The 25,393-nt window shown below is 65.0% G+C and carries 24 protein-coding genes and 2 tRNA genes; 8 read left to right on the top strand and 18 right to left on the bottom strand.

What is annotated here, in order from left to right; genetic code table 11:
• Positions 1-3: 3 nt before the first annotated feature.
• Entirely contained in the window at positions 4-777 is a 774-nt protein-coding gene (locus tag K8P10_RS00130; RefSeq protein ID WP_224779779.1) for a class E sortase, read from the bottom strand.
• Between the two features lie 59 nt (positions 778-836).
• Between K8P10_RS00130 and K8P10_RS00125 the strand changes: the two genes are divergently transcribed.
• A complete protein-coding gene (locus tag K8P10_RS00125) occupies positions 837-1,115 on the top strand; it encodes a cell division protein CrgA (protein ID WP_224779778.1) in 279 nt (92 codons plus the stop codon).
• 96 nt (positions 1,116-1,211) lie between these two features.
• Here K8P10_RS00125 and K8P10_RS00120 read toward each other — a convergent pair whose 3' ends face one another.
• Entirely contained in the window at positions 1,212-2,147 is a 936-nt protein-coding gene (locus tag K8P10_RS00120; RefSeq protein ID WP_224779777.1) for a rhomboid family intramembrane serine protease, read from the bottom strand.
• Between the two features lie 5 nt (positions 2,148-2,152).
• The gene (locus tag K8P10_RS00115; protein ID WP_224779776.1) at positions 2,153-2,662 is read right to left on the bottom strand and encodes a peptidylprolyl isomerase; all 510 of its coding nucleotides are present in this window, start codon (positions 2,660-2,662) and stop codon (positions 2,153-2,155) included.
• 149 nt (positions 2,663-2,811) lie between these two features.
• On the opposite strand from K8P10_RS00115, the gene K8P10_RS00110 reads away from it, so the two are divergent.
• Complete coding sequence (locus K8P10_RS00110) at positions 2,812-3,309, top strand: DNA/RNA helicase (protein WP_224779775.1); 498 nt, start codon at positions 2,812-2,814, stop codon at positions 3,307-3,309.
• Positions 3,310-3,378: 69 nt separating this feature from the next.
• On the opposite strand, the gene K8P10_RS00105 is transcribed toward K8P10_RS00110, so the two are convergent.
• Genes K8P10_RS00105 through K8P10_RS00095 form a run of 3 tightly spaced genes read right to left on the bottom strand, consistent with a single transcriptional unit; the run spans position 3,379 to position 5,313 of the window.
• Entirely contained in the window at positions 3,379-3,828 is a 450-nt protein-coding gene (locus K8P10_RS00105; protein ID WP_224779774.1) for an NUDIX hydrolase, read from the bottom strand.
• Positions 3,829-3,838: 10 nt separating this feature from the next.
• Entirely contained in the window at positions 3,839-4,864 is a 1,026-nt protein-coding gene (locus K8P10_RS00100; protein WP_224779773.1) for an alpha/beta hydrolase, read from the bottom strand.
• Positions 4,861-5,313 (bottom strand): Lrp/AsnC family transcriptional regulator, encoded by a 453-nt coding sequence (locus K8P10_RS00095; protein ID WP_224779772.1) that lies wholly within the window; start codon positions 5,311-5,313, stop codon positions 4,861-4,863. The genes K8P10_RS00100 and K8P10_RS00095 overlap by 4 nt, the downstream gene beginning before the upstream one ends.
• Before the next feature lie 120 nt (positions 5,314-5,433).
• Here K8P10_RS00095 and K8P10_RS00090 point away from each other — a divergent pair, with 120 nt between their 5' ends.
• The 3 genes from K8P10_RS00090 (at position 5,434) to K8P10_RS00080 (ending at position 8,708) form a co-directional block, all read left to right on the top strand.
• Positions 5,434-6,876, top strand: coding sequence for a DUF6421 family protein (locus K8P10_RS00090; RefSeq protein WP_224779771.1), 1,443 nt, complete (start codon positions 5,434-5,436; stop codon positions 6,874-6,876).
• A complete protein-coding gene (locus K8P10_RS00085; RefSeq protein ID WP_224779770.1) occupies positions 6,869-7,561 on the top strand; it encodes an SDR family NAD(P)-dependent oxidoreductase in 693 nt (230 codons plus the stop codon). Before K8P10_RS00090 ends, K8P10_RS00085 begins: the two co-directional genes overlap by 8 nt.
• A gap of 67 nt (positions 7,562-7,628) precedes the next feature.
• Positions 7,629-8,708: a low specificity L-threonine aldolase gene (locus K8P10_RS00080; RefSeq protein ID WP_224779769.1), complete on the top strand. Its 1,080-nt coding sequence runs from the start codon at positions 7,629-7,631 to the stop codon at positions 8,706-8,708.
• Positions 8,709-8,736: 28 nt separating this feature from the next.
• Here K8P10_RS00080 and K8P10_RS00075 read toward each other — a convergent pair whose 3' ends face one another.
• A complete protein-coding gene (locus K8P10_RS00075; RefSeq protein ID WP_224779768.1) occupies positions 8,737-9,417 on the bottom strand; it encodes an aspartate/glutamate racemase family protein in 681 nt (226 codons plus the stop codon).
• Between the two features lie 65 nt (positions 9,418-9,482).
• Here K8P10_RS00075 and K8P10_RS00070 point away from each other — a divergent pair, with 65 nt between their 5' ends.
• Positions 9,483-10,526 carry a YeiH family protein gene (locus tag K8P10_RS00070; protein WP_224779767.1) on the top strand — a complete coding sequence of 348 codons (1,044 nt, stop codon included), beginning with the start codon at positions 9,483-9,485 and terminating at the stop codon, positions 10,524-10,526.
• A gap of 87 nt (positions 10,527-10,613) precedes the next feature.
• On the opposite strand, the gene K8P10_RS00065 is transcribed toward K8P10_RS00070, so the two are convergent.
• Complete coding sequence (locus tag K8P10_RS00065; RefSeq protein WP_224779766.1) at positions 10,614-11,441, bottom strand: aldo/keto reductase; 828 nt, start codon at positions 11,439-11,441, stop codon at positions 10,614-10,616.
• Between the two features lie 11 nt (positions 11,442-11,452).
• A complete protein-coding gene (locus K8P10_RS00060; RefSeq protein ID WP_224779765.1) occupies positions 11,453-12,649 on the bottom strand; it encodes an MFS transporter in 1,197 nt (398 codons plus the stop codon).
• A 178-nt stretch (positions 12,650-12,827) separates the two neighbouring features.
• Here K8P10_RS00060 and K8P10_RS00055 point away from each other — a divergent pair, with 178 nt between their 5' ends.
• Complete coding sequence (locus K8P10_RS00055; protein ID WP_224779764.1) at positions 12,828-13,268, top strand: MarR family winged helix-turn-helix transcriptional regulator; 441 nt, start codon at positions 12,828-12,830, stop codon at positions 13,266-13,268.
• 192 nt (positions 13,269-13,460) lie between these two features.
• Here the strand turns inward: K8P10_RS00055 and K8P10_RS00050 are convergent.
• Positions 13,461-13,536, bottom strand: a tRNA-Ala gene (locus K8P10_RS00050).
• A 181-nt stretch (positions 13,537-13,717) separates the two neighbouring features.
• Here K8P10_RS00050 and K8P10_RS00045 point away from each other — a divergent pair.
• Positions 13,718-15,208: an MFS transporter gene (locus K8P10_RS00045; RefSeq protein WP_224779763.1), complete on the top strand. Its 1,491-nt coding sequence runs from the start codon at positions 13,718-13,720 to the stop codon at positions 15,206-15,208.
• A gap of 59 nt (positions 15,209-15,267) precedes the next feature.
• Here K8P10_RS00045 and K8P10_RS00040 read toward each other — a convergent pair.
• The 8 genes from K8P10_RS00040 to dnaA all read right to left on the bottom strand — a co-directional run bounded on the left by K8P10_RS00040 (position 15,268) and on the right by dnaA (position 25,278).
• A tRNA-Ile gene (locus K8P10_RS00040) sits at positions 15,268-15,344 on the bottom strand.
• A gap of 72 nt (positions 15,345-15,416) precedes the next feature.
• Positions 15,417-15,824, bottom strand: a complete 408-nt coding sequence (locus K8P10_RS00035; RefSeq protein ID WP_224779762.1) for a DUF3566 domain-containing protein — start codon at positions 15,822-15,824, stop codon at positions 15,417-15,419.
• Positions 15,817-18,372: a DNA gyrase subunit A gene (gyrA, locus tag K8P10_RS00030; RefSeq protein WP_224779761.1), complete on the bottom strand. Its 2,556-nt coding sequence runs from the start codon at positions 18,370-18,372 to the stop codon at positions 15,817-15,819. The genes K8P10_RS00035 and gyrA overlap by 8 nt, the downstream gene beginning before the upstream one ends.
• Complete coding sequence (gyrB, locus tag K8P10_RS00025) at positions 18,362-20,356, bottom strand: DNA topoisomerase (ATP-hydrolyzing) subunit B (RefSeq protein ID WP_224779760.1); 1,995 nt, start codon at positions 20,354-20,356, stop codon at positions 18,362-18,364. The genes gyrA and gyrB overlap by 11 nt, the downstream gene beginning before the upstream one ends.
• Before the next feature lie 202 nt (positions 20,357-20,558).
• Complete coding sequence (locus tag K8P10_RS00020) at positions 20,559-21,047, bottom strand: DUF721 domain-containing protein (protein WP_224779759.1); 489 nt, start codon at positions 21,045-21,047, stop codon at positions 20,559-20,561.
• The gene (gene recF / locus K8P10_RS00015; RefSeq protein WP_224779758.1) at positions 21,040-22,302 is read right to left on the bottom strand and encodes a DNA replication/repair protein RecF; all 1,263 of its coding nucleotides are present in this window, start codon (positions 22,300-22,302) and stop codon (positions 21,040-21,042) included. Before recF ends, K8P10_RS00020 begins: the two co-directional genes overlap by 8 nt.
• A 10-nt stretch (positions 22,303-22,312) precedes the next feature.
• Complete coding sequence (dnaN, locus tag K8P10_RS00010; RefSeq protein ID WP_224779757.1) at positions 22,313-23,455, bottom strand: DNA polymerase III subunit beta; 1,143 nt, start codon at positions 23,453-23,455, stop codon at positions 22,313-22,315.
• Positions 23,456-23,853: 398 nt separating this feature from the next.
• Positions 23,854-25,278 (bottom strand): chromosomal replication initiator protein DnaA, encoded by a 1,425-nt coding sequence (gene dnaA, locus K8P10_RS00005; RefSeq protein WP_224781314.1) that lies wholly within the window; start codon positions 25,276-25,278, stop codon positions 23,854-23,856.
• Positions 25,279-25,393 lie beyond the last annotated feature (115 nt).

The following is a 25,393-nucleotide window of genomic DNA, read 5'->3' as shown; positions in this document are numbered from 1 at the left end:
CGTCTACGCTCCTTCCACGTTGGGGTTCTGCTCCGCGAGCTCAGCGGGTGGACCCTCGCTCAGCGGCTGGAAGTCTTCGAGCACGGCGTAGGCGATCGCCCGTTCCTCGCTGCCCGCCCACTTCGGGTGGCAGGTCGTGAGGGTCAGGATCTGGTCCTCGCCCGGCGTACCGTCGAGTCGGGGGAACGGGTTCGTGACGTCGAACTCGTCGGGCCAGACGTACTCGAGGTCGCGGAACCGGTAGGTGTACCAACCCTTCGGCGTCTCGATGAACATGCCGTCGCCGATCCTGAGATTCATCACCTCGCGGAACGGGGCGATAATCGGCCCGTTCCGGTGGGCGGCGATCGCGAAGTTGCCCGGTTCGCCCGGCATCTGCGTGACGTCGTACTGGCCGATGCCGTGGTCGCCCGAGTCGATGATGTACTGCTCGGTCGAATACGTGATGCGGTTCGAGAACGTCTCGCCAAAAGCCGGAACGTACAGGTTGGCGAACACGTCGCCGGGCTCCGGCCTGTCCACCACGGGAATCCCGTCGATCGAGGGCTGCTCCTCGGATTCAGCGGCCTGCCGCCAACGATCGGACTCCTCCGCGGCCAGGTCGTTCTGCTGGCCCTGCACGACGAAGCCGGTGTACCAGGGCTGCCAGATCATGTAGCCGAGCACACCGAGCCCTCCGAGCAGCAGGAGTTCACCGAACACCGTCAGCGGGCTCAGTCGTGCGCGCCGGCGCACGCGTCGACGGCCATGCCGTGCAGGCCGCGCAGACTCAGTCATACCGATCATTCTAGGTCCGCTCTCTGAGATGGATCGGAGATGCCGGTAGACTCGATGTCATGGCAGCAGCTGGTAAAGACGTGAGCAAGCGCAAGTCCGCGGAGACCGAGCGCAGCAAGGCCGAGCTCTCGGCGGCCCGGAAGGACACCCCGAACCCCGTGTGGTTCAAGCCGGTGATGTTCGGGTTCATGCTGCTCGGCCTGATCTGGATCGTGGTGTACTACATCACCAGCGCGTCCGCCATGCCGCTGCCGATCCCGCAGCTCGGTCAGGCCAATATCTTCATCGGCTTCGGCCTGATCCTCGTGGGCTTCCTCATGACGCCCTGGTGGAAGTAGCCCCCTCCGCGCACTGAATCACACCGGTGTAATTCTTCCCCAGCTGGGAGTAACCCTGTGGATAACTCCCCTGAGTAACCCGAATTCGTCGGGGGTTCAGGCGATGGGTAACGGCAGGGCGACGAAGTAGGCGCAGGCCAGCGCCGCCAATACGACGGCCATGCCGACGAGCGCCGCGATCCGCACACCGCGTTTGCGGGGTCCGCGCAGCACGACCATCACCTGCATGGTGAGGGCACCGACGATCATGCCGCCCAGGTGCGCCTGCCACGAGATCGAGCTGCCAGGTATGAGCCCGATCGCAAAGTTGATCGCGATGAGCACGGCGAGCGAGGTGATATTCGCCCGGGCGGCCCTGAAGGCGACGAGCGTGGCGGCCAACACTCCGAAGATCGCGCCCGATGCTCCGACCGTGGGGGTCATGAGCGAGTTCGGGTCGACGTACGCCCAAAACATCACTCCGAGCGCCCCGCCAAACCCGGCGAAGACATAGAGCACGGCGAACTGGACGCGACCGATCATCTGCTCGAGGTTCCGCCCGAACAGCCAGAGAGCGTACATGTTGAGCAGGATGTGGAAGAAGAAGCTCGGCGAATGCGTGAACATCACGGTGAGCATGCGCCACGGCTCGAAGCTCGTGCTTCCGGCACCCGCGAGATCGGACGGCAGCGAGTAGAGCGGTGCGTACCAGAGGGTCTGCGTCACGGTGTCGCTCAGCAGCTGCCCGACGAACACGAGCGCGCAGAGGATCATGATCCCGTACGTGACGACGGGAGCATCGGTACTCGACGCCCTCCGGCTCATCACCCGGGCGGATCGCCCCACGCGCTCTGCTGCGCCCGGGCGCGTGGCTCGCACGCACTCCGGGCACAGCACGCCGACCGCTGACGCGGTCTGGCAGTCCGAGCAGATCGTCCTCCCGCAGCGTTGGCACAGCGTGAAGCTCGGCACACCGGGGTGCCGGTAGCACACGTCCTCAGCGCCGTACTCGGCGCGTTCACCGAACTGCGGGGTCGATCCGCCCGAACTCAACGGTCTTACGCCTCGGTGACGGTGACGCTCTCGATCACCACGTCGTCGACGGGACGATCCTGCGCACCGGTCTGCACCGCGGAGATGGCGTCGACGACTGCCTTCGATGCATCGTCGGCGACGACGCCGAAGATGGTGTGCTTGCCGTTCAGCCAGTCGGGAGCCGTCGTCGTGATGAAGAACTGCGACCCGTTGGTGCCCGCGAGACGACCGGTCAGGTCGGGGCGCTTGCCGGCGTTCGCCATGGCGAGCTGGTAGGGCTGGTCGAAGACGAGCTCGGGGTGGATCTCGTCATCGAAGGTGTAACCGGGGCCGCCCGTGCCGGTGCCCGTGGGGTCGCCGCCCTGGATCATGAAGTTCGGGATGATGCGGTGGAAGATGACCCCGTCGTAGAAGCCCTTCTCGGCGAGGTCGACGAAGTTCTTCACCGTTTTCGGCGCGTGATTGCCGAAGAGGTTCAGCACGATGTCGCCGTGATTGGTCTTGACGGTGGCTACAGAAGTGTGGTTGCTCATGGGCCTCAGTCTAGTTGCGAGCACCGACGCGACCCGTCGATCCCGCTGGGAATGCGGATCAGATCGCGCATCGACTGTCGCTTCGGTGTAGCGTTGGGGATACGTGAGCCGAACGAAGGCGACCCGCTTCACACCGTATGGAGGATTCTGTGGCACTTTCACGCAAGCGCCGTCGCGAACTGCGCAAACTCCGGAGTCACGCTAACGACTTGCTCGACGCCCAGCGCGTAGTGCTCGGTCGGGCGGGCGACGTTCTCGGCGAGGCCGGTTCTCAGGCCCGCCACCTCAGCGATGAGCACCTCGCTCCTCGCGTCGATGCCGCCGCAGAGAACCTGCGGCCCTACGTTGAAACCGGCGTCGATTCCGCACGCCGCGCCGCGGGCCGTGCGCGTCGCGCCACCGCCCCCGTGGTGGCCGCCGCTCTGGTGAGCACCGTGCGGGCGCTCGACAAGCTCGAGAACCCCGACGCCGCGAAGCAGGTGCGCAAGTTCGGCGAGCGCACCGGCTACCTCAAGAAGTCGAAGGCTCGCCGCGCCGGCGGCGTCATCGGCATCATCCTCGGCGCAGTCGCGGCCGTGGGCGTGGGATACGCGCTCTGGCAGGCGTTCCGTTCCGACGACGAGCTCTGGGTGTCGCCCGAGAACTGACGTCGACCGACGAACGGCGCGATCCCGACATACCGGGGTCGCGCCGTTCGTCGTTTTCCAACTGCCGGACTACTTGCGCGGACGCGTGTTCGGGCTTCTCCGTCCGAGTCCGGCCATGCGCATCCCCGTCTGCACGAGTGAGAGTGTGCGAAGCCCGCGCACCTCCTTGAGCGGGACCCAGCGCGCCTCGTCCGACGACCCGCCCACCTCGTGACGCAGCGGGCCGTCCTTCACCGAGGCACGGTAGATAATGCGGATCGTGTGCAGTTCGGGGTCTCGACCGTCGGTGACCTCTTCGCGGACCATGACCCGCGAGTCCACCCCGAGGAGCTTGCCCACGCGTGCTTCGAGCCCCGTCTCCTCGAGCACCTCGCGCACAACGGCGTCCTTCGGGTGCTCGCCCGCCTCAAGCCCGCCTCCGGGCAGCGTCCATCCGTGCATGTGACCGCGACGCCAGTGGGTGAGCAGAATCTTCCCCCGGCGTTCGACGACCGCATATGCGGCTACTCGGAGATCCATACCCCCGAGCCTAGCTTGCCGGTGAACGGTAGGGGTACGGGACGGCCTGCCAGCCCACGACCCACCGGTCGAGCCTCGCGTACGCCTCGTTGCGCGCCTCCCGCCTGGACAGGAAGATGTCGTGCAGCGCGCCGTCGATGCGCTCGATCGTGACCGATGGCCCGAGTTTCAGGGATGCCCGCGCGACCTCGTCGACATCGAGTACGGTATCTGCCCGCGTCAGATTCTCCGACCACCGCAGCGGAGCTTCCGAGCGCGCGGAGAGCAGTACGCAGATGGGCGTGTTCACCACGAGGCCCGCGCCGACCTCGGCGTGACCGGCGAGCACGGCACGCAACCAGCCCGGTGTGACGGCGTGCGAGCGGTCGGGACGCCAGGCGGTATCGATGTCCATCGGATCGTCCGGATCCGCGGCCTCGCGCACTGCCCGCGAATAGAACCCCGCATCGAGCTGCGGCGCCTCCTTCATGGGTTGCAGCCGGGCGCGCAGATCGACGAACGGTGCGATCAGCTGTCGGATGCGCGAGCTCAGCTGGAATTCGAGCCAGGGACTGTTGAGTACCAGCGCATCGGCGACACCCGGGTTCCGAGAGCTCCAGAGGCTCAGGATCAGCCCTCCCGTCGAGTGCCCCATGAGCACGAGCCTGCGTTCGCCCACGCCGCTCTTGCGGATGAGTGCGAGCGCTTCGCCGATCTCGGCGTCGTAATCTTCGAGGTGCTCCACATAACCTGCGGTCTGATTGGGTCGGAGGCTTCTGCCGTACTTCCGGAGGTCGAGCGCGAAGAAGCGGGCTCCGCGATCCGTCCAGAAACGCGCCAGCCTCCGCTGGAAGAAGTAGTCGGACCAACCGTGGATGTAGAGGACGTCCACGTTCTCGAGCGGGAGCGGGCGGAGGAAGAGCCGGGCTCCTACCGAGCGATGACGCGGCAGCGAGCGGACGAGGGTGGCGACGAGCGGACCCTCGTCGTCCGCACCGAGGTCGATCGTGAACTGCTCGAACCCGGCGCCGAGCACGTCCGGCTGCCACTCGCTCATACCGGCGGCGGAAGGATCGGACGGTGCTCGTAGAAGGTCTGGAGCACGACGGTCGTTCGCGTATTGACGGAGGCGGCGTGCCGGATGTCGCGGATGAGCCCTTCGAGCTCGCGTGGAGACCCGACTCGGACGAACAGCATGTAGCTCGCCTCTCCGGCGATCGAGTGGCACGCTTCGATCGCCGTGAGGTGCTCGAGGAGCTCGGGCGCGTTGTCGGGCTGCGCCGGATCGAGCGGGGTGATTTCGATGAACGCTGAAAGGGGCTTGCCGACGGCCTCGGGGTCGAGCACGGCGCGGTACCCCGAGATGACCCCGGAATGCTCCAGCCGCTTCAAACGGGCCTGAACCGCGGAAGACGAGAGCCCGATCCGCTCGGAGAGCTGCGCGAGCGTCGCCCGCGGGTCGTTCGACACCGCTGCCGCAAGGCGCGCGTCGACGGGATCATCCATGTTGGGATCGTACCAGCAGCGCTGACTCTCCTTGACTCGGGCATTCCTCGGAGTAAAATGTTCTGCATACATCCGCTATCGCCGGATTTTTTACTGAATCACTCATGATCGGAGATGCTCATGTCCGCTTCCGCCGCCGCAACAGCCGCACTCATCGGAGCCGGCGCAGCCGTCGAGGACTCCGCACTCGACGTGCGGACTGTCGAGGAGAGTGCCCTCTGGCACGAGCTCAAGGCGGCAGTGACGGCAATGCAGGCGCTGCAGGCGAAGGACGGGTCCGTCCCGGATCCCGCCGACCACGCTGCCGCGACGACGCATATCGAGACGATCGTGGCCGCAATCCGGGGCCTAGCCCCGCTCTTCCCCCACGACGCCGCCTACCTCGAGGCACTCCCGCGCGACTTCGCCCGCTGGGTCGACGGCGGGCTCGGTGTTCCCGACTTCCTGGACTCGCTCGTGGCGTTCCAGCCGCAGGAGCATCGGGTCGACGGGATCCGACACCTCGTCGTCTTCCCCATGTATACGCAGAACGGCTCCCCCGATCGCCGCGTCGAAGCGCTCATCGTAGAAACCATCTGGCCCGAATTCGTCGCGGCGCTGGAAGCCGGCGACTACGGCAACCGACTGTTCGTCTCGCTCCGCCTGATCGACTTCACGTCCGGATACGACACCAACTCCGCCGTCCTGTTCCCGGAGACGGTCGCGATGCGCGAGATTCCGACGTTCACCTGGGGCGCGATCTTCCAGGATCGGGAGGCCGCCCGCTACCGCCGCGTCGTCCAGGCCGCCGCCGAGATCACGAAGCTCGACCTGCCCGACGACGCCGCAGCCATGCTCGCGGATCAGCAGCTCGCCGAGCAGACGTTCGTGATGTGGGACATCATCCACGACCGCACCCACATGCGCGGCGATCTGCCCTTCGACCCCTTCATGATCAAGCAGCGCATGCCGTTCTTCCTCTACTCGCTCGAGGAGATGCGGTGCGACCTCACCGCATTTCGCGAGTCCGTGAAGATCGAGCGCGGCCTCGCCGCTCGCGATGCGGCAGGCGAAGACCTGAACGATGTCGAGCGGCAGACCCTCGTCACCGCCAAGCTCGTGCAGTACGCCGTGATCTTCGATCGCATCTTCCGCTTCGCCATCACCGGCACCCGGGTGCGCAACTACGACGGGCTCGGGGGGCAGCTGCTCTTCGCCTGGCTCCACCAGCGTCACGTGATCGAGTGGCGCGACGTCGAGCTCAGTTTCGACTGGGATCGCGTCGCCGACGCCGTCGTCGAGCTCGGCGATGCAATCGACGACCTGTATTGGAAGTCCATCGACCGACCGAAGACGGTGCATTGGCTCGAGGCCTACCGGCTCGTGTCGTCGGTCGTCACCCCGAACCCCGCATCTGTCTGGGCCGAGGGCCTGCCCCGCGAGGTGCTCGCCGGGCCGCCGAAGGGATACACCGACCTCGTGATGGACGACGAGTTCCCGCTCTCCATGTTCTTCGAAGCGCTCAACAAGAAGATGGCCGACGTCATCGCGTCCACTGCCGGAATCCGGGCCTCCGATGACTGACTCGGCAGCGGCTCCCATCGACCTCACCGGTCGCCGTGTCGTCATCGCCGGTGCGACGAGCGCCGCGGGCGACGCGGCCACCCGCACGCTCCTCGCTGCGGGAGCCGAGGTGATCGTCACGGGCCGCGATACCGCGAAGCTTGCACCCCTCGCGAGCCTCGGTGCGCGCACCGAAGTCGTGGATCTCACGAGCGAGGGCGCGGTCGATGAGCTCGCGGATCGCGTACTGAGCGAGGGGCCCATCGACGGCCTGCTCCACCTCGTCGGCGGGTGGCGCGGCGGCGGCGGGCTCGCCGGTCAGACCGAGGCGGACTACCGAGCGCTCGAGACCTCTCTTACCGCCCTGCGATACGCCACGCGGGCGTTCGACGCAGCTCTGCGCGCCTCGCCTGGCGCGCGAGTGGCCATGATCTCGTCGACCGCCGTAGCCCGCCCCCTCGCCGGCGGCGCGAACTACGCAGCCGTGAAGGCGGCGAGCGAAGCCTGGATGCGAGCCGTCGCGCACGGCTTCGCGAAGGCTGCTCGTGACTCGGAATCCCCGTTGCGCGCCGCCGCGACCGTGTTCCGTGTGAAGGCCCTCGCCGGGCTCGAGCAGCGCGTCGCTGACGCATACCTCGCCCTCTGGAGCGAAGATGCCTCAGCCGTGAACGATACGATGCTCGAGATCGCACCGCGCGAGTCCTGACCGATCTCGCGGCACCACGTTCGCCCATTCGCACGTACATTCACGTTCGATCGCACGAAGGAGTCTCATGCCCACCATCCACGACCCCGAGATCCGGGGATTCGCGTCCGACAACTACTCGGGAATCCACCCCGAGGTGCTCGCGGCGATCGGTGAGGCGAACGGTGGGCACCAACCCGCATACGGCGCGGACGACTACACGACGCGTCTGCAGACCGTCTTCGCCGAGCACTTCGGGGAGGGCGTCTCGGTGTGGCCCGTCTTCAACGGCACCGGAGCCAACGTGCTCGGCATGCTCGCGATGCTCCCGCGGTGGGGCGCCGTCATCTGCGCCGACACCGCGCACATCCACGCCGACGAGGGCGGTGCCCCTGAGAAGTCGGCCGGCATCAAGCTGCTCCCGGTCGCGACGCCGGACGGCAAACTCACTCCGGAGCTCATCGCCCAGGAGGCGTGGGGGTGGGGAGATGAGCACCGCGCGCAGCCGCTCGTCATCTACATCACCCAGTCGACCGAACTCGGTACGGTGTATACGCCGGAAGAGGTCCGCGCGATCACCGACTACGCGCACGAGCACGGCATGCGCGTCTTCATGGACGGCGCTCGCCTCGCGAACGCGGCGGCGTCGCTCGACCTGCCGCTCCGCGCGTTCACCACCGATGCCGGGGTTGACGCACTGGCGTTCGGCGGCACCAAGAACGGTGCCATGGGCGCCGAGGCGGTCGTCGTGCTGAACGAGGAAGCCGCAGACGGACTCGTATTCCTGCGGAAGCACCAGATGCAACTCGCATCGAAGATGCGCTTCGTCTCGGCCCAGCTGCTCGCCCTGCTCGAGGGAGACCTCTTCCTCCGCAACGCACGCCACGCGAACGCCATGGCGCAGCGCCTGCGCGCCGGCATCGAGGAGAGCATCGCATCCGGAGCCCTCTCGGGAGTCTCCTTCACCCAGCAGACGCAGTCCAACGCCGTCTTCGCGACCCTCCCCGCAGGAGTCGCCGACCGCCTGCGCGAGCGTTTCCGCTTCTACGACTGGGATGCCGCCCAGGGCGAGGTGCGCTGGGTCTGCAGCTTCGACACCGCAGAGTCCGACGTCGACGCGTTCCTCGCAGCACTCGTCGAGGAACTGGCCCCCGCCCACTCCGTGTGACGAGGACCGGGGTCGATCTTCCGTCTGATCATCTCTCGGCGCGCAGCGCCTGCTCGACCCGCTTGCATGCTTCGGGGATCGGCTCGACGATTCGCGCCGGCACCGCCGACCGCAGCCGTCGCGCCGTTTCGCTCAACGGGCCCCCGGCGATGATCATGGCCTCCGCGCCCCGGTCGATGCCCCGTCGGACCGCATCGAGGAGCTGACGGTACTGCTCTTCGGGATCGGCAGCGAGTTCGAGAGGCCCGTCCTCGGTCAACTCGACTCCCGTGAATCCGGCCCCGCACTCATATGACGCGACCAGGTCCTCCAACGACCCGACGAGCTGATCCGTCGTGGTCGCCATGCCGAAGCGCGCACCTCGGTGCGCCGCGGCAAGGATCGCCGCCTCCCCGATCCCCACAACCGGAACGTCGGATTCCGCTTCGACCTCCCGGCGGCCAGGGTCGCCGATCGCCGCGATGATGATCGCGGCGGGCTTGATCGAGGCACGTGCTTCTCGAGCAGCTTCGCGTACCGGGTCGACCGCCGCGGCGAGCGCCTCCGGATCGATGATCATGCTCGGGCCTTGATTCGCCGTGAATCCATGGACCGCTGCCCCGCCGGCGGTCCAGAATTCCCTGGCGAGCTCCGTCATCTGCCGCGTAGTTCGACCATTGGTGTTCGGGTTGATCAGAGCGAGATCTTCGAGCGGGGCATGAACGGTCATGACACTCATCCTGGTCCAAGCGCCGCCGACTTGCCTCCCCTGCCCCGCAGGAGGATGCTGGGATCGTGCAGTTCACGCCCGTCAGCACCCTCCCCCGCCGCCTGCGCGAGCGTGGTGCGGTGGTGTGGCCGGGCGTTCTCCTGTCAGCGGCACTCGCCGTGTTCGCGACACTCGTCGGCACCGCGTTTCCCATTGTCGGATCAGCGCTGCCCGCCATCGTCTTCGGCGTCGTCCTCGGTCTCCTGCGTCGACCAGGGCCGCGCTTGCAGCCCGGCGTGACGTACTCTTCGAAGTTCCTCCTGCAGTGCGCCGTCGTCCTGCTCGGGGCGCAGCTTTCACTGAGCAGCATCCTCGTCGTCGGCGTCGAGTCGCTCCCGGTGATGCTCGCATCCCTCGTCGTCTGCCTCATCGGCGCATGGTGGATCGGCCGGATGCTCGGGGTCCACCGCCGACTGCGCACGCTCATCGGCGTCGGCACCGGCATCTGCGGGGCGTCCGCGATCGCCGCGGTCTCACCGATCATCGGCGCACTCGCCGGCGAAGTGGCCTACGCAGTCTCCGTGATCTTCCTGTTCAACATCCTCGCGGTGGCGCTCTTCCCGCTGCTCGGCCACGCGCTCTCCCTGGATCCGCACACGTTCGGACTCCTCGCCGGCACGGCGGTGAACGACACGAGCTCGGTCGTCGCCGCGGCGAGCGTGTTCAGCACCGCGGCGCTCGGCTTCGCCGTCGTGGTGAAGCTGGTGCGCACCCTCATGATCATCCCGATCAGCATCGGCCTCTCCGTGATCGAGGCGAAGCGCTCCACGCGGGGCACACCGCTCACGGCGGGTCGCGTCGCCTCGTTCGTGCCGTGGTTCCTGGTCGGATTCATCGCGGTCGCTCTGCTCAACTCCGCGGGTGCGATCCCTGAGGGCCTGCACGAGGTCCTCGTTCAGGCGAGCGTGTTCTTGATCGCTACCGCTCTGGCAGCGATCGGTCTCTCCACCGATGTCGGCGCCATGCGCAAGGCGGGGTGGCGTCCGCTGATCCTCGGTGCCGTTCTCTGGTTCCTCGTCACCGCTACGTCCCTGGGCGTCATGCTCGCCACCGGCTGGATCGAACTCTGACCGTGCGCTGTTTCACGTGGAACAGCGCACGGTCAGATTCGGTCCGGCCAGGCTGGCCCTCCGGATCACGTCCGATGAGGCGCCTACTCAGCCGTTGAAGTCGGCCGGGTGGGGGCCGGTCCGGCCGTCCCGCTCGAGTGCGTCGATCGCCGCCACTTCAGCGTCGGAGAGCTCAAACCCGAAGATGGCGAAATTCTCCGCGATGCGGGTCGGCGTCACCGACTTCGGAATTACGATGTTCCCGCGCTGCAGGTGCCACCGGAGTACGGCCTGCGCCGGTGAAACATCGTGTGCCGCAGCCGCCTCGAGTATCGCCGGTTCCTGGAGCACTGCGCCCTGAGCAAGGGGGCTCCATGCCTCGGTCGCGACTCCGAGCCGCGCGTTCGCCGCGACCGTCTCCCGGTTCTGCAGCGCCGGGTGCAGTTCGATCTGGTTCACCGCGGGCAGCGTCCCGCCGAGCTTCTGAAGCCGCTCAAGGTGTTCCGGGAGGAAATTCGAGACACCGATACCGCTGGTGAGTCCCGCTTCGACGGCGTCCTCCAGGCCCTGCCACGCCTCGAGGTAGGCGTCGGTAGCGGGGGCCGGCCAGTGGAGGAGGAAGAGATCGACGCGATCCAGCGCCAGCCGCTCAAGGCTCTCCTCGAGTCCCCGTCGCGCGGCGTCCCGCCCCAGATGATCGATCCAGAGCTTCGTAGTGACGAAGACCTCCTCGCGCGGCACCCCGGTTGCGGCCAGTGCGCGTCCGACTCCGGTTTCATTGCCGTAGATCGCTGCGGTGTCGATGCTCCGGTAGCCGGTTTCCAGCGCGGTTTCGACCGCGCGCTGCGCCTGATCCTCGGGCACCTGGAAGACGCCGAACCCGAGCTGCGGCATCTGCTGGCCGTTGTTGAGCGCAATGGTAGGTGTGGGTGACATGGTGTCTGCTCCTATCGAGTGTGTGAATGAGTACTGTGGTCAGCTGCAGCCGAGACGGGCCGCCGCTCTCCCCCGCTCACGCGAGCGGCGAAGAGATACACCGCGAGGCCCGCGAGTGTGACGGCGGCGCCGGCCCAGAGGGGCGAGGTGTATCCCCACCCCGCCGCGATCGTGAGGCCGCCGAGCCAGGCGCCGAAGGCGTTGCCGATGTTGAACGCGGCGATGTTCGCACCCGACGCCAGGGTGGGTGCATCGTCCGCATACGACATGATCCGCATCTGCAGACCGGGCACCGTCGCGAAACCGAACCCGCCCATGAGCACCAGCGCAAAGATCGTCACCACCTGCGATGACGCGAAGCCCGCGAAGATCGCGAGAATGATCACCAGCGCGACGAGCAGGGTGAGCAGGGTGCGGTACAGGTTCCGATCCGCGAACCGTCCGCCGACGATGTTGCCGACGAACAGCCCCGTACCGAAGAGCACGAGCAGCCACGGAATGGTGGAGGGCGCGAACCCTCCGACACCCGTGAGCGTGAAGGCGATGTAGGTGAAGCCTCCGAACATGCCGCCGTACCCGAGCACCGTCACGAGCATCGACAGCCAGACCTGAGGACGGCCGAAGATACGGAACTCGCCCAGCACGCCCTGACTCGGCTCAGCAGGAGTAGCGGGCACGAGCATGAGGATGCCGAAGAACGCAATCACGCCGATGATCGTGATGGCCCAGAAGGTCGCGCGCCAACCAGCGGCCTGCCCGAGGAACGTTCCGAAGGGCACGCCCGCCACATTGGCGATCGTGAGCCCCGCGAACATGACGGAGATCGCTGCGGCCTTCCGCCCGGCAGGCACCAGATCGGTGGCGACGACGGCTCCGATCCCGAAGAACGCTCCGTGGCACAGCGCTGCGATGATCCTGCCGGTGAGCATCAGCCCGTAGGTGGGCGCGATCGCCGAGAGGAGGTTGCCCGCGATGAACAGGATCAGGAGGCCGAGCAGCGCGCGCTTCCGATCCAATCGCCCGAGCAGCGCCGTGAACAGCACTCCCCCCAGGGCAACCGACAGCGCATACCCCGAAATGAGATATCCGGCCGCAGTCTCGGTCACGCCGAAGTCGCGCGCCACGTCGGGCAACAACCCCATGATCACGAACTCCGTCAGCCCGATCCCGAAACCTCCGAGTGCCAACGCGTAGAGCGCTATCGGCATCTCCCCCACCTTTCATGACGTGGCACGGTGAACCCGTGCAGGCCCGTACAAGTCCGTGCATGTCAGTGCAACAGCAAAGACCCGCGCTTGCAATGATTGCAGGCGCAGCGACAATGGTTGCACGCGCGGGCTATCCGCGCAAGCTGTTAAGCTGGGAGGCAGACAGAGGAGGTCCGACATGGGCATCAGCGACGACGCCGTACTCGTGCGTGCGCAGGGGTGGCGCACCCTGGCGGCGCTGCACGGCATGATCGAAGCGCAACTCGGGCGAGCCCTCGAGGCCGAGCACGAGCTGTCCGTCGTGGAGTACACCGTTCTCGATGCACTGAGCCGCCAGGACGGCTGGCACATGCGCATGCAGCAGCTCGCCCGCGCTGCGGCCCTCTCCAGCAGCGCGACCACCCGTCTCGTGACGCGTCTTGAGGACAGGGGGCTGCTCACGCGCATCCTCTGCGCTGACGATCGACGCGGGATCTACACGGAACTCACCCCGGCCGGCGTGGCACTGCTCGAAGCATCCACGCCCACGCACGACCGGGCGCTGCACGAGGCGCTCGAGTCGGCCGCCGAGGTCCCCGAACTCGCCGACCTCGTCGAGGCGCTGCAGGTCAGGAGCTGACCCGCACGCCGGCGCAGGTGTTGGGCGCCACCGTAGCGGCTCACGCTCCGCGCGGGATCGACGTTCAGCTGGATCTTTCCCGCCCGGCCCATCGAGCTGAGCCTCAATCCCGAGGAGAACAGCGGAGGAGAACGTCACAAGACCGACGAAAAGCACACACGCGAAGAAACCCCGCGATGTACTGGACAACAATGGTGGATCCTGGGAGATTCGAACTCCCGACATCCTGCTTGCAAAGCAGGCGCTCTACCAACTGAGCTAAGGACCCGTGTACCGGAATCATGTTACCGGCCCGCGGTCTGCAGCGCAAAACGAGCCGCCGCCGCAGGCGTGTCCTGCCCGCGCTCACCCGAGCAGGCGTAGCCTGTCAGTGCTGCACGTGATGTCAGGACGAGAAGTGTCCCGCAGAATCGCGTGCGCGTCGAGACAACACCACAGGAGGCACGGGTATGGCGCGAACGTCGAGCGGATTCAGTGCGGAGCAGCGGCGTGTGCTGCCGACGATCCTCGTCCCGGCGTTCATGTCGTTGCTCAGCGTCTCCATCGTCAATGTGACGCTTCCCGCCATCGATGACTCGCTCGACGCGGGCACCTCGGGACTGCAGTGGATCGTCTCGGGGTACGCCCTCGTCTTCGGCGTGCTGCTCGTCGCTGCCGGACGAGCGGGCGACGTTTGGGGGCGCGGCAGACTCTTCCTCATCGGACTGGCCTGCTTCGCCCTCGGCTCGCTGCTTTCCGGGCTCGCTCCGAGCATTCTCGTGCTCAACCTCGCCCGCGTGGTCATGGGCATCGGCTCCGGATTGCTCAACCCGCAGGTCACCGGCATCATCCAGCAGTTCTTCCAGGGCGAGCTCCGCGGCAGAGCGTTCGGCGCGTTCGGCGGAATCGTCGGAGTATCGGTGGCGATCGGCCCGATCCTCGGAGGGGGCCTGATCGCACTCCTCGGCGAGGAGTGGGGCTGGCGGGCGTCCTTCCTCGTAAACGTACCGATCGCGATCGCGGCCATCGTGGCCGCCCGTACGTTCCTGCCCGCCTCGGCGTGGCATCCGGTCCCCCAGGACGACCCGAGCTCGACCACGGCGAACATTCCGGTGGTCAGCGGCGCGCAGAAGCGACGCGCGAAGGTCGACTTCGACCCGGTCGGAATGCTGCTGCTCGCCCTCGGCACCCTGTTCACCATGGTCGCGTTCATGGAGGCCAAGCTCGGGTGGTGGGTCTGGGGCGGACTGGTGCTCGGGATCGGCCTCGTCGTGTGCTGGGTGCGGTGGGAGCTGGCCTATCGCGATCGAGGCCGCACGCCGATGGTCGACATGGACCTCTTCCGCACCCGTTCCTTCGCGAACGGCGCCCTGCTCATCGGCCTCTATTTCGTCGGTTTCACGAGCATCTGGTTGCTCGTCGCCCAGTACATGCAGATCGGGCTCGGCCATGACGCTCTCACGGCGGGCCTCATCGGCCTCCCGGCCGCACTCGCGGGGGCGATCACCGCTCCGATCGCCGGCCGCTACGTCGTACGCGTCGGTCGCGTCATCGTTCTGTGGGGCCTCGGGATCGGCGCTCTCGGTCTCGTGCTCAGCGCCGGGGTCGCCCTCCTGCATGGCGAGGCCGGCGTCAATGAGTGGTGGCTGCTCGGCACGCTCATGCTGACCGGTATCGGCCAGGGCCTCGTAGTCTCCCCCAACCAGACGCTCACACTCTCGGAAGTGCCGCTTCGCTACGCCGGCAGCGCCGGAGGCGTGCTGCAGACGGGCCAGCGCATCGGTACCTCGATCGGTATCGCGGTCATCACGAGTCTCGCGTTCGGCGTGGCCGTCAGCTCGGGGTGGGACGTCGCACTCGCCGTCGGCTTCGCGGCGATCCTCGTCGTGGTCGCTCTCGCTGCGGTGGTCGGCGCCTTCGACCTCGCCGCGACACGGCGGCAGCGCCGCACCGACGGCTGACGCCAGCGAAGGAAGAAACGAGAAGAGGCAAGCGGGTGAACCGCTTGCCTCTTCAGTGTTGGTGGGGCTACCAGGACTTGAACCTGGGACCTCTTCATTATCAGTGAAGCGCTCTAACCGCCTGAGCTATAGCCCCGTGACCAAGAAATGACTCTACCGGATGCGCGGCCGAAAATGAAATCCGGACCGCGCACCGGCGAGCCACGCCTTAGTTGCTCGTGAACCCGAGCTGGAAGCCGCCCAGCACGCGCACCAGCAGGTTGTACACCAGCGCCGCGATCGCTCCGAGCGCGGTGCCGACGATGACGTTCAGGATCCCCACGACGATGGCGAACCCGGCCACCTGGGGGAAGCCCAGGATATTGAGCAGGCTGTTCTCTTCACCGACGATGTCCATGAAGAGCGAATCCGCCTGATCCATGACGCCCGTCTGTACGAGCACCACGTAGATGAGGATGGTGGACACGACGCTCACCACGGCGATGCACACCGAGAGGAGACACGAGAACTTCACCGCAGACCAGAAGTCGATGTAGACCAGCTTCAGGCGCACCTGCTTGGACGGCGCCTTCTTGCGGGTCTTCCGCGCCAGTTTGTCGGCGACAGTGTTACTCATTCACGTCTTCCTTGCTCTCAGCGATCTCGTTCTCCGGCTCGGTATCGTCGCTCTCGAGCCCGCGCTCGGAATTCCGCGCGATGCCAATAATACGATCACCCTCTGGGAATCGCGCAAACACGACCCCCATGGTGTTCCTGCCCTTCGCCGGAACTTCTGCCACATTCGACCGTACAACCTTGCCGGTTGCCAGAACAACGAGCACCTCGTCCGTCTCGCCGACGATGAGTCCGCCCACGAGGTTCCCACGGTTCTCATCGAGCTTCGCGACCTTGATGCCATACCCGCCACGACCCTGCACGCGGTACTCGTCCACAGCCGTCCGCTTCGCGTAACCGCCCTCGGTGACGACGAAGACGTACCCGTCATCGTCGATTCGGCGCGCCGTCAGCAGGGCGTCGCCCTCGCGGAACTTCATTCCGCGCACGCCGCTCGTCGAGCGGCCCATGGGGCGGAGTGCCTGGTCGGAGGCGGTGAAGCGCACCGACATCCCCTGTCGGGAGATCAGGAGCACATCGTTGTCCGCATCGGCGATGAATGCCGAGACGAGTTCGTCGCCCTCGCGGAGGCGAATGGCGATAATGCCCCCCGTACGATTCGTGTCGTACTCCTCGAGAACCGTCTTCTTGACGAGTCCCTCGCGCGTGGCGAGGACGAGGAATCCGCTGTGGAACTCTCGGAGGTCGAGAATCTGCGTCACGGTCTCCTCGGGCGCGAGCGCGAGCAGGTTGGCGAGGTGCTGACCCTTCGAGTCGCGACCGCCCTCCGGGATCTCATACGTCTTCGCCCGATAGACGCGCCCCGTGTTCGTGAAGAACAGGAGCCAGTGGTGCGTCGTGGTGACGAAGAAGTGCTCGACGATGTCGTCTGCGCGCAATTGCGCACCGCGCACGCCCTTGCCTCCGCGGTGCTGGGTTCGGTAGTTGTCGATCCGCGTGCGCTTGACGTACCCGCCGCGCGTGACGGTGACGACCATCTCCTCTTCCGGAATGAGGTCTTCCATCGACATGTCGCCGTCGAACCCGTGCATGATCTCGGTGCGCCGCTCGTCACCGAACTTCTGCACGATCTCGTCGAGTTCCTCGCCGACGATCTCGCGCTGCTGCGAGGGCGATGCGAGGATCTGGTGGTACTCGGCGATCTGAGCTTCGAGCTTGGCAGCCAGGTCGAGGATCTTCTGGCGCTCGAGAGCGGCCAGACGACGCAGCTGCAGGCCGAGGATCGCATCCGCCTGGATCTGATCCACATCGAGCAGCCCCATCAGCCCCTCGCGCGCTTCGTCGACGGTGGGCGACCGGCGAATCAGTGCGATGACCTCGTCGAGCGCGTCGAGCGCCTTGAGATAGCCACGCTGAATGTGCGCTTCGGCCTCAGCCTTCTTCAGGCGGTACTCCGTGCGGCGCACAATGATCTCGACCTGGAACTTCACCCAGGCGAGAATGAAGCCGTCGATCGAAAGCGTGCGCGGCACGCCGTCGACGATCGCCAGCATATTCGCGCCGAAGTTCTCCTGCAGCTGCGTGTGCTTGTACAGGTTGTTGAGCACGACCTTCGGAATGGCGTCGCGCTTCAGCACGACGACGAGGCGCTGACCTGTGCGGCCGCTCGACTCGTCGCGGATGTCGGCGATGCCCTGGACCTTGTTCTCCTTGACCAGGTCGGCGATCTTGACGGCGAGGTTGTCCGGGTTCACCTGGTACGGCAGTTCGGTGATGACCAGGCAGTTCCGGCCGTGGATCTCCTCGATATCGACGACCGCGCGCATCGTGATCGACCCGCGCCCCGTGCGGTACGCGTCGCGGATGCCGCGCGTTCCCAGAATCTGAGCTCCCGTCGGAAAGTCGGGTCCCTTGATCCGCTCGATAAGCGCGTCCTGTAGCTCCTCGCGCGTTGCCTCCGGGTGGTCGAGGTGCCAACGAGCACCCTCTGCGACCTCCCGCAGGTTGTGCGGCGGGATGTTCGTCGCCATACCGACAGCGATGCCAACCGACCCGTTCACGAGGAGGTTGGGGAAGCGGCTCGTCAGAACGCTGGGCTCCTGCGTACGGCCATCGTAGTTGTCGTGGAAGTCGACGGTGTCCTCGTCGATGTCCCGCACCATCTCCATGGCGAGCGGGGACATCTTGGTCTCCGTGTACCGGTGAGCCGCGGCGCCGTCGTTACCGGGTGATCCGAAGTTCCCCTGCCCCAGTGCCAGCGGGTAGCGCATCGACCAGGGCTGTACGAGGCGGACCAGCGAGTCGTAGACTGCGCTGTCACCGTGCGGGTGGAACTGGCCCATCACGTCGCCGATGACGCGAGTGCACTTCGAGAACGCCTTGTCCGGCCGGTATCCGCCGTCGTACATCGTGTAGATCACGCGGCGGTGCACCGGCTTCAGGCCGTCACGTACGTCGGGCAGGGCACGCCCAACGATCACGCTCATCGCATAGTCGAGGTACGACCGCTGCATCTCGAGCTGCAGATCGACCTGATCGATCCGCCCGTGGCCGTCGACCTGTTCGGGTTCGATGATCTGCTCTTCCGGAAGATCGTTTTCAGATGTCAAGGAAACGCACGTCCTTCGCGTTCTGCTGGATGAAATTACGGCGGGCTTCGACGTCTTCGCCCATGAGGGTCGCGAAGATCTCGTCGGCGATGGCGGCGTCCTCCATAGTGACCTGGAGGAGGGTGCGAGTGGTGGGGTTCATCGTGGTCTCCCACAGTTCCTCGTGGTTCATCTCGCCGAGGCCCTTGTATCGCTGCACGCCGCTCTCCTTCACGAGCCGGCGACCGTTACTCGTGCCTGCCGCGAGGCGGATGTCCCGTTCAGCATCGCTGAAGACGTACTCGTCTTCGGCGTTCGCCCACTTGATGCGGTACAGCGGCGGCTGCGCAAGGTAGACGTACCCCAGGTCGATAAGCGGACGCATGTAGCGGAACAGGAGCGTCAGCAAGAGCGTCGTGATGTGCTGACCGTCGACGTCAGCGTCGGCCATGAGCACGATCTTGTGGTACCGCGCCTTCTCCGGATCGAAGTCCTCTCCGATGCCGGCACCGAATGCCGTGATCATCGCCTGGACCTCGGCGTTGTTCAGCGCACGATCCAGTCGCGCCTTCTCCACATTCAGGATCTTGCCGCGCAGCGGCAGGATCGCCTGTGTGAACGGATCACGGCCTGTCTTCGCGGACCCGCCTGCCGAGTCGCCCTCGACGATGAAGATCTCAGAGATGGTCGGATCCTTGCTCGTGCAGTCGGAGAGCTTGCCCGGCATTCCCCCGGATTCGAGGAGTCCTTTACGACGTGCCGTCTCACGTGCCTTCCGCGCCGCGAGTCGAGCAGTTGCGGCCTGGATCGCCTTACGGATCACGTCCTTCGCCGAGTTCGGATTTCGCTCGAACCAGTCGCCCAACTGCTCGCCGACGACCTTCTGCACGAACGCCTTCGCCTCGGTGTTGCCGAGCTTGGTCTTCGTCTGCCCCTCGAACTGCGGTTCTCCGAGCTTCACGGAAATGACGGCGGTCAGGCCCTCACGAACATCGTCGCCGGACAGATTGTCGTCCTTCTCGCGCAACAGGTTCTTGTCGCGGGCGTACCGATTGACGAGCGAGGTGAGCGCGGCTCGGAATCCCTCTTCATGGGTCCCGCCCTCGTGCGTGTTAATGGTGTTCGCGTAGGTGTGGACGCTCTCCGAGAACGCGGTCGTCCACTGAAGTGCCATCTCTACCGCAATCTTTCGAGACGTGTCCTCCGCCTCGATAGCGATGATGTCATCGTGTACCAGCTCAGCGCGCTTCGTCGAGTTCAGGTGTTCCACGTAGTCTTCGATGCCGCGCTCGTAGAAGAATTCGTCGTGCAGTACGGCGGGGGTGACGTCCTCCCCCCCTTCGTCCTCGACGGGGGTCTGCGGGCGCTCGTCGGTGATCTTGATGCGGAGCCCCTTGTTCAGGAACGCCATTTGCTGGAACCGCGTGCGCAAGGTCGCATAGTCGAAGTCGACGGTCTCGAAGATCTCGGGACTCGGCCAGAAAGTGATCGTCGTCCCCGTCGCATCGGTAGGCTCGCCCTGCGACAACGGAGCGTCGGGAACACTGTTCGTGAACGACATGTTCCACGTGAAACCCTGTCGGCTCACCGAGACCTCGAACCGCGTGGAAAGCGCGTTCACTACCGAAGACCCGACACCGTGCAAACCGCCGGAAACTGCGTATCCACCACCGCCGAACTTGCCGCCGGCGTGGAGCACCGTGAGCACCACCTCGACCGTCGACTTCCCCTCGATCGGATGCATGTCAACGGGGATGCCTCGCCCGTTATCGATAACGCGCACACCCCCGTCCGCCAGGATCGTCACGTCGATCGTGTCGCAGTATCCCGCCAGAGCCTCGTCGACTGAGTTATCCACGATCTCGGATACGAGATGATGCAGACCTCGGGGACCGGTAGAGCCGATGTACATACCCGGTCGTTTGCGCACGGCTTCGAGTCCCTCGAGGACCTGAATCGCTCCTGCACCGTACTCGTCTGTACTTGCGGAAGTGTCTGAACTCATGCCCTCATTAATCTCTCTGTCGCCGTCTCAGAGCGCGCAAATTCCACGCCTGGTTCTCCGGACCCCAGTCTATCAATGTTCGCCCGGGAAACGGGCCGATAAGGGCGTTCAGGCGAGATTGCGTCCTTGGGTCGTCCCCTGGGAGCGACCCTGCTTCGAAAATCTGCGCCTCCGGTCTTCGAGAACCGGAACTCGGCTGGGCCTACCCGTAAGTGTCCCGAGGCCCCCGGCCCCTGACCGAACGCGGTCCGTGCCGCCATGTTGGCGCTCCCGGCGCGAGAAATCGAATGTCACTGATCGCCGCGTCGGGATACTCCTCCATCATACGCGTCAAGATCTCGCCCCTGAGTCTCCTCAGTTCGGTCGCCCAGGAGGTCGAATCGCACTGGACCTGGAGGATGCCATGCTGGATGCCAACAATCTCGGTGTGTCCGGCGAGACGGTCACCGACAAACGTGCTCCAGTCGGTGATGATCTGCGCTTGAGAGAGTTCCTCTATCCAACCCATCTGCCGTGCGGTCAACTGAAGAACGCTCTCCAATGGCTTCGGCTCGCGTCCCTTTCCGAACGGCACACTCTCACCGGTCTGTTCAACGGTTCGCCGGCCGGTCCGCCTGATCGGAACACCTTTCCAGACGGATTTCGCGTGCAAGTACGACTCCGACGTGAAGGAAAGCACACCGTCAGTCATTACGGTCCTCCGTGCTGCGACCCGGCGACTCCGCGATCGAACCTTCGGAAATCGTTCGCTCAAACGCATTCTCCGGTTCGGAAGGATCGGTCCCCTCGATAATCTGGCCACCGGAGATCTCAGCGATACGCCAGCCAGCATGCTCGGGCACGTCATCCCGAACCGCAGCAGTGACGATCACCTGTTCGAAGTCCTGTACCGCCGCCATCAGCCGAGCGCGCCGCGCTGAATCGAGTTCTGCGAAGACATCGTCGAGAATAATAACGGGATCCCCCGCCGGGTCGTCCTCCCGCAGCACTTGTGCGATCGCGAGCCTGAGGGCCAGCACGAATGACCATGTCTCGCCGTGACTAGCGAAACCTTTCACTGGGAGATCATTCAGTGAGAGCAGGAGATCGTCCCGGTGCGGGCCAACCAACGTGAGTCCGCGTTCGAACTCCTGGTCCCGCGCGCTCTGTAGGGAATTCCAGAACTCCTGCGCGACTGTTTCACGTGAAACAGTCGACGTACTGGTGGTGGACTCTGCAGCCACTGTTTCACGTGAAACGGAGGGTGCCGCGACCGTCTCCTTCATCGCCAGAGCGAAGCCGTGATCCGCATTGACCAGTGCGTGATAGGCGTCGCGCCCGGGCCCAGACAGCCGAGCGAGAAGCTCCCGCCGCGCGATGATAATGCGAGAGCCGAACTCGACGAGCTGCTCATCCCAGACACCAATTGTCGCTTCGGCCGCGGACCGCCTCGATCCACCACCTCGAGCAGACTTCAGGAGAGTAGTGCGCTGACGAAGGACGCGTTCATAGTCCGCAAGAACCCCACTCATCGCTGGACGGTACGCTGCGACCGCTTCATCGAGGAAGCGACGACGAGTCGACGGATCCCCACGAACGATCCAGAGGTCTTCGGGCGCGAAGAGGACCGATGAGAACCATCGCGTGACCTCACGAGGGGGAACGCTCCCACGGTTCACTTGACCACGATTCGGCCGATCCCGGTTCAACTGCAGCTCGAGCAGCACTTCCCGCTCCCCCACGGCGACACGCATCCGGGATATCGCAGCATCGGCACCTGCTCTGATCATCGGAGCGTCTTGGGAGACTCTGTGGGATCGCAGCCCAGAGAAGTATCCGATCGCCTCGACGAGATTCGTCTTGCCCTGTCCGTTCCGCCCGACGATCAGATTCGCGCCCGGAGCGAGCGGCAATTCAGCGTGGTGATAGTTGCGAAAATCCGCGAGCGAGAGATGTGCCACCCGCATGAAGCACCCGTTACCGCAGGAGCAGGTTTGGCTGCAGCAGGTACCGGAACTCGGATTCGTCGGTGTCGTCCTTGCTGCGCTGACTCGTGATTAACACGGGGCCGGGCTTGCCCGGGTTGTCCGTCCGGGTGAATGCGATACGAGCGAACTCCGAGTGAGTCGAACGCAGGCCATCCAGGAGGAACTGGGGCTTCAGCGAGACGACCATCTCGTCGCCGACCAGATGAGCATCGACGGTCTCAACCGCCTGAGCAGCCTCGGATCCAGCGGCCTCGAGGGTCACGCTCCCCTCGGAGAAGGTGAACCTGAGCGCAGCTTCGCGCTCGAGCACCAGTCCAACTCGGCCAACCGCTTCGGCGAGCTCTGCCGAGCTCACTACCGCATAGTTATCTACCTCCGTCGGAAACAGACGACCAACCGGGGGATAGTTGCCCTTAATCAGCAGGGACGTCACGGTCTTATCGCCACCCGTGAACGCGATGAGTTCCCGGTCGTCTTCTTTGACAATGGCTACCTGGACTTGACCGGCGCTCGAGAAGGTCTTACCGACCTCCGTCACGATCTTCGAGGGAACAAGCGCGGTTGCTGACTCGACACCGGCAGTGTTCTCCCAGTCGATACCCCGGGTCGCCACACGGTAGCGATCGGTGGCCGTCAACGTCAGACTGTTGTCACTGACCTCGAACTGCACACCGGTGATCACCGGAGTCACGTCATCCTTGGATGCCGCAGTCGCCACCTGGCCGACGGCTTCGGCGAATGCGTCTGCGGGCACGGCACCGGTAACGCTGTCCACCTGGGGAACCTGAGGGTACTCCTCCACCGGCATCGCGGGCAGCGAGAAGTTCGCCGACCCACAGCGAACCTGGACGCGGCTCTCCGCAAGAGAGATCTCGACGTCCGAGTGCGGAAGACGCTGCGCGATCTCACCGAGCAACCGGCCTGAGACCAGAGCACGACCCGCATCTGCAACCTCTGCCGTGATCGAGGTGCGCGACGACACTTCGTAATCGAACGACGAGATCGTCAAAGCGCCGTCTTCGGCTTCCAGCAGGGCCCCGCTGAGCAGCGGCTGCGTTGGACGCTGAGGAAGAAGCTTCACCGCAAAGGAGACGGCATCACTGAACACGTCACGGTTGACGGTGAAACGCATAGAGACTCCTCGATCCTTCGACAGGCGCACTGAACCGCGCCGCGGACTCGCGTGGATAACGAGACTACAGCACTGAGGCTCACCATCTTCGCACACTTGTGATCCCGACACTCGGGCGACATCAGCCGGAGAGCGTGATCGAATGCCCGAAAAATGAATGAGAGGTGTTAACGGTGTTAACAGCTGTGGATTCTGTGGATAACCCCGGACATTCAAGCTGTCGCCACGGAACTACAAGATTGTGAGTTGTGCGGCGGGGGTGGAGAGATTCGAGCCCAGTGAAAACGCCAATGTTGTCATTCCGACTCCCACTCACAGGCGAAACGAATTCATCCACATTTTGACCGGCGTTGCCCCCAGCAATCCACAAGAGCGGAGAAAACTGTGGATAACTCGAATCAGCGGCTCCCCTGCTTGATTCGCGTCGTCAACTCAGTGACCTGGTTGTAGATCGATCGTCGTTCGGCGATGAGCTGGCTGATCTTCTTGTGCGCATACATAACGGTGGTGTGATCCCGACCTCCGAAGAGCTGGCCGATCTTCGGCAGGGACAGAGGGGTGAGCTCCCGACAGAGATACATGGCGATCTGTCGAGCAGTCGCCATCTGCTGCGCTCGCGAAGGGCCATACAGGTCATCTACGGAGAGATCAAAGTATTCGGCTGTCTTGCCGATGATGTCCGATGGCTGGACTTCATTGTCCTCATCAAGAGAGATGAGATCCTTCAGCACGGTCTGGACGAGAGGCATGTCGATTCGCTGCTGGTTGAGGCTCGCAAACGCCGTGACGCGGATGAGGGTCCCCTCGAGCTCTCGAATGTTGGAGGTGAACTTCGCAGCGATGAACTCGAGGATGCTGTCGTCGATCTCGAGATTCTCTCTCTGCGCTTTCTTGCGCAAGATCGCGATGCGGGTCTCGAGGTCGGGAACCTGAATATCCGTGAGCAGTCCCCACTCGAAGCGCGACAGCATCCGCTCCTCGAAGCCGCGGAGCTGCTTCGGCTGCACATCGCTCGTGATCACCACCTGCTTGTTGTGGTCGTGCAGCGTGTTGAAGGTGTGGAAGAACGCTTCCTGCGTCTCGGCCTTGCCCTCGAGGAACTGGATGTCGTCAACGAGGAGGAGATCCACACTGCGATACCGGCTGTGGAAGGCTGCCCCCTGGTTGTTGGCGATCGAGTTGATGAAGTCGTTGGTGAAGTCTTCCGAACTGACGTAGCGGACGCGGACCTCGGGGAAGAGTTCGCGGGCGTAGTGCCCGATGGCATGAAGCAAGTGAGTCTTGCCGAGCCCGGAATCGCCGTAGATGAAGAGCGGGTTGTACGCGCGGGCCGGGGCCTCCGCCACTGCAACAGCAGCAGCGTGAGCGAAACGGTTGGACTGGCCGATGACGAAGCTGTCGAATCGGTACTTGTCGTTGAGGCGACTGTCGACTTGCTCGTGAGAACTCGGACGAGCGAACGATTCGTGCATCGACCGGACCGAGTCGATGACCGTATCGCGGTGAGAGGCGTCGGTCTGCCCCGCAGCGGCGTGCGCGGGGGCGGCGTGCGCAGGTGTCTGCCGCTCAGGGCGCACGTCACCCGGATCCGGATCGATGGCCGGCTGCGCCTCGGGGTCGACGAGCACGATGAAGTTCTCGATCTCCTGGGCCTCGGGCACCCCTGACATGGCGTGCATGATCGCCTGTCGCAAACGATTCTCGAGGAGTTTCAACGTGAAGTCGTGCTGCACTGCGAGGTACAGGGTGCCGCCGCCCACGCCACGGGGGACGGCGAGCGCGAGCTGCGCGCCTACCGCGGGGCCGACCTCGGGATCCGCCATGACCGCGTGCGTCACGGTGGCCCAAATCTGTTGAACGTCGTCCTCTGTCACGTGCCCATCCGGTCCGATCTGATCCCGTCGTGCGGGAAGGTTATCCCCAACTGCTATCCACAGG

It is taken from the genome of Leucobacter sp. Psy1, from assembly GCF_020096995.1.
Taxonomy (GTDB): Bacteria; Actinomycetota; Actinomycetes; order Actinomycetales; family Microbacteriaceae; genus Leucobacter.
Note: the sequence above shows the minus strand (reverse complement) of the source record. Positions and strands in the feature narration are given on the sequence as shown.

Excerpts from the sequence above, each read along its gene's own strand:
- K8P10_RS00130 (WP_224779779.1), bottom strand. The coding sequence starts at position 777 with ATGACTGAGTCTGCGCGGCCTGCACGGCATGGCCGTCGACGCGTGCGC.
- K8P10_RS00125 (WP_224779778.1), top strand. The coding sequence starts at position 837 with ATGGCAGCAGCTGGTAAAGACGTGAGCAAGCGCAAGTCCGCGGAGACC.
- K8P10_RS00115 (WP_224779776.1), bottom strand. The coding sequence starts at position 2,662 with ATGAGCAACCACACTTCTGTAGCCACCGTCAAGACCAATCACGGCGAC.
- K8P10_RS00105 (WP_224779774.1), bottom strand. The coding sequence starts at position 3,828 with ATGGATCTCCGAGTAGCCGCATATGCGGTCGTCGAACGCCGGGGGAAG.
- K8P10_RS00100 (WP_224779773.1), bottom strand. The coding sequence starts at position 4,864 with ATGAGCGAGTGGCAGCCGGACGTGCTCGGCGCCGGGTTCGAGCAGTTC.
- K8P10_RS00095 (WP_224779772.1), bottom strand. The coding sequence starts at position 5,313 with ATGGATGATCCCGTCGACGCGCGCCTTGCGGCAGCGGTGTCGAACGAC.
- K8P10_RS00090 (WP_224779771.1), top strand. The coding sequence starts at position 5,434 with ATGTCCGCTTCCGCCGCCGCAACAGCCGCACTCATCGGAGCCGGCGCA.
- K8P10_RS00085 (WP_224779770.1), top strand. The coding sequence starts at position 6,869 with ATGACTGACTCGGCAGCGGCTCCCATCGACCTCACCGGTCGCCGTGTC.
- K8P10_RS00080 (WP_224779769.1), top strand. The coding sequence starts at position 7,629 with ATGCCCACCATCCACGACCCCGAGATCCGGGGATTCGCGTCCGACAAC.
- K8P10_RS00075 (WP_224779768.1), bottom strand. The coding sequence starts at position 9,417 with ATGACCGTTCATGCCCCGCTCGAAGATCTCGCTCTGATCAACCCGAAC.
- K8P10_RS00065 (WP_224779766.1), bottom strand. The coding sequence starts at position 11,441 with ATGTCACCCACACCTACCATTGCGCTCAACAACGGCCAGCAGATGCCG.
- K8P10_RS00060 (WP_224779765.1), bottom strand. The coding sequence starts at position 12,649 with ATGCCGATAGCGCTCTACGCGTTGGCACTCGGAGGTTTCGGGATCGGG.
- K8P10_RS00055 (WP_224779764.1), top strand. The coding sequence starts at position 12,828 with ATGGGCATCAGCGACGACGCCGTACTCGTGCGTGCGCAGGGGTGGCGC.
- K8P10_RS00045 (WP_224779763.1), top strand. The coding sequence starts at position 13,718 with ATGGCGCGAACGTCGAGCGGATTCAGTGCGGAGCAGCGGCGTGTGCTG.
- K8P10_RS00035 (WP_224779762.1), bottom strand. The coding sequence starts at position 15,824 with ATGAGTAACACTGTCGCCGACAAACTGGCGCGGAAGACCCGCAAGAAG.
- gyrB (WP_224779760.1), bottom strand. The coding sequence starts at position 20,356 with ATGAGTTCAGACACTTCCGCAAGTACAGACGAGTACGGTGCAGGAGCG.
- K8P10_RS00020 (WP_224779759.1), bottom strand. The coding sequence starts at position 21,047 with ATGACTGACGGTGTGCTTTCCTTCACGTCGGAGTCGTACTTGCACGCG.
- recF (WP_224779758.1), bottom strand. The coding sequence starts at position 22,302 with ATGCGGGTGGCACATCTCTCGCTCGCGGATTTTCGCAACTATCACCAC.
- dnaN (WP_224779757.1), bottom strand. The coding sequence starts at position 23,455 with ATGCGTTTCACCGTCAACCGTGACGTGTTCAGTGATGCCGTCTCCTTT.
- dnaA (WP_224781314.1), bottom strand. The coding sequence starts at position 25,278 with ATGGCGGATCCCGAGGTCGGCCCCGCGGTAGGCGCGCAGCTCGCGCTC.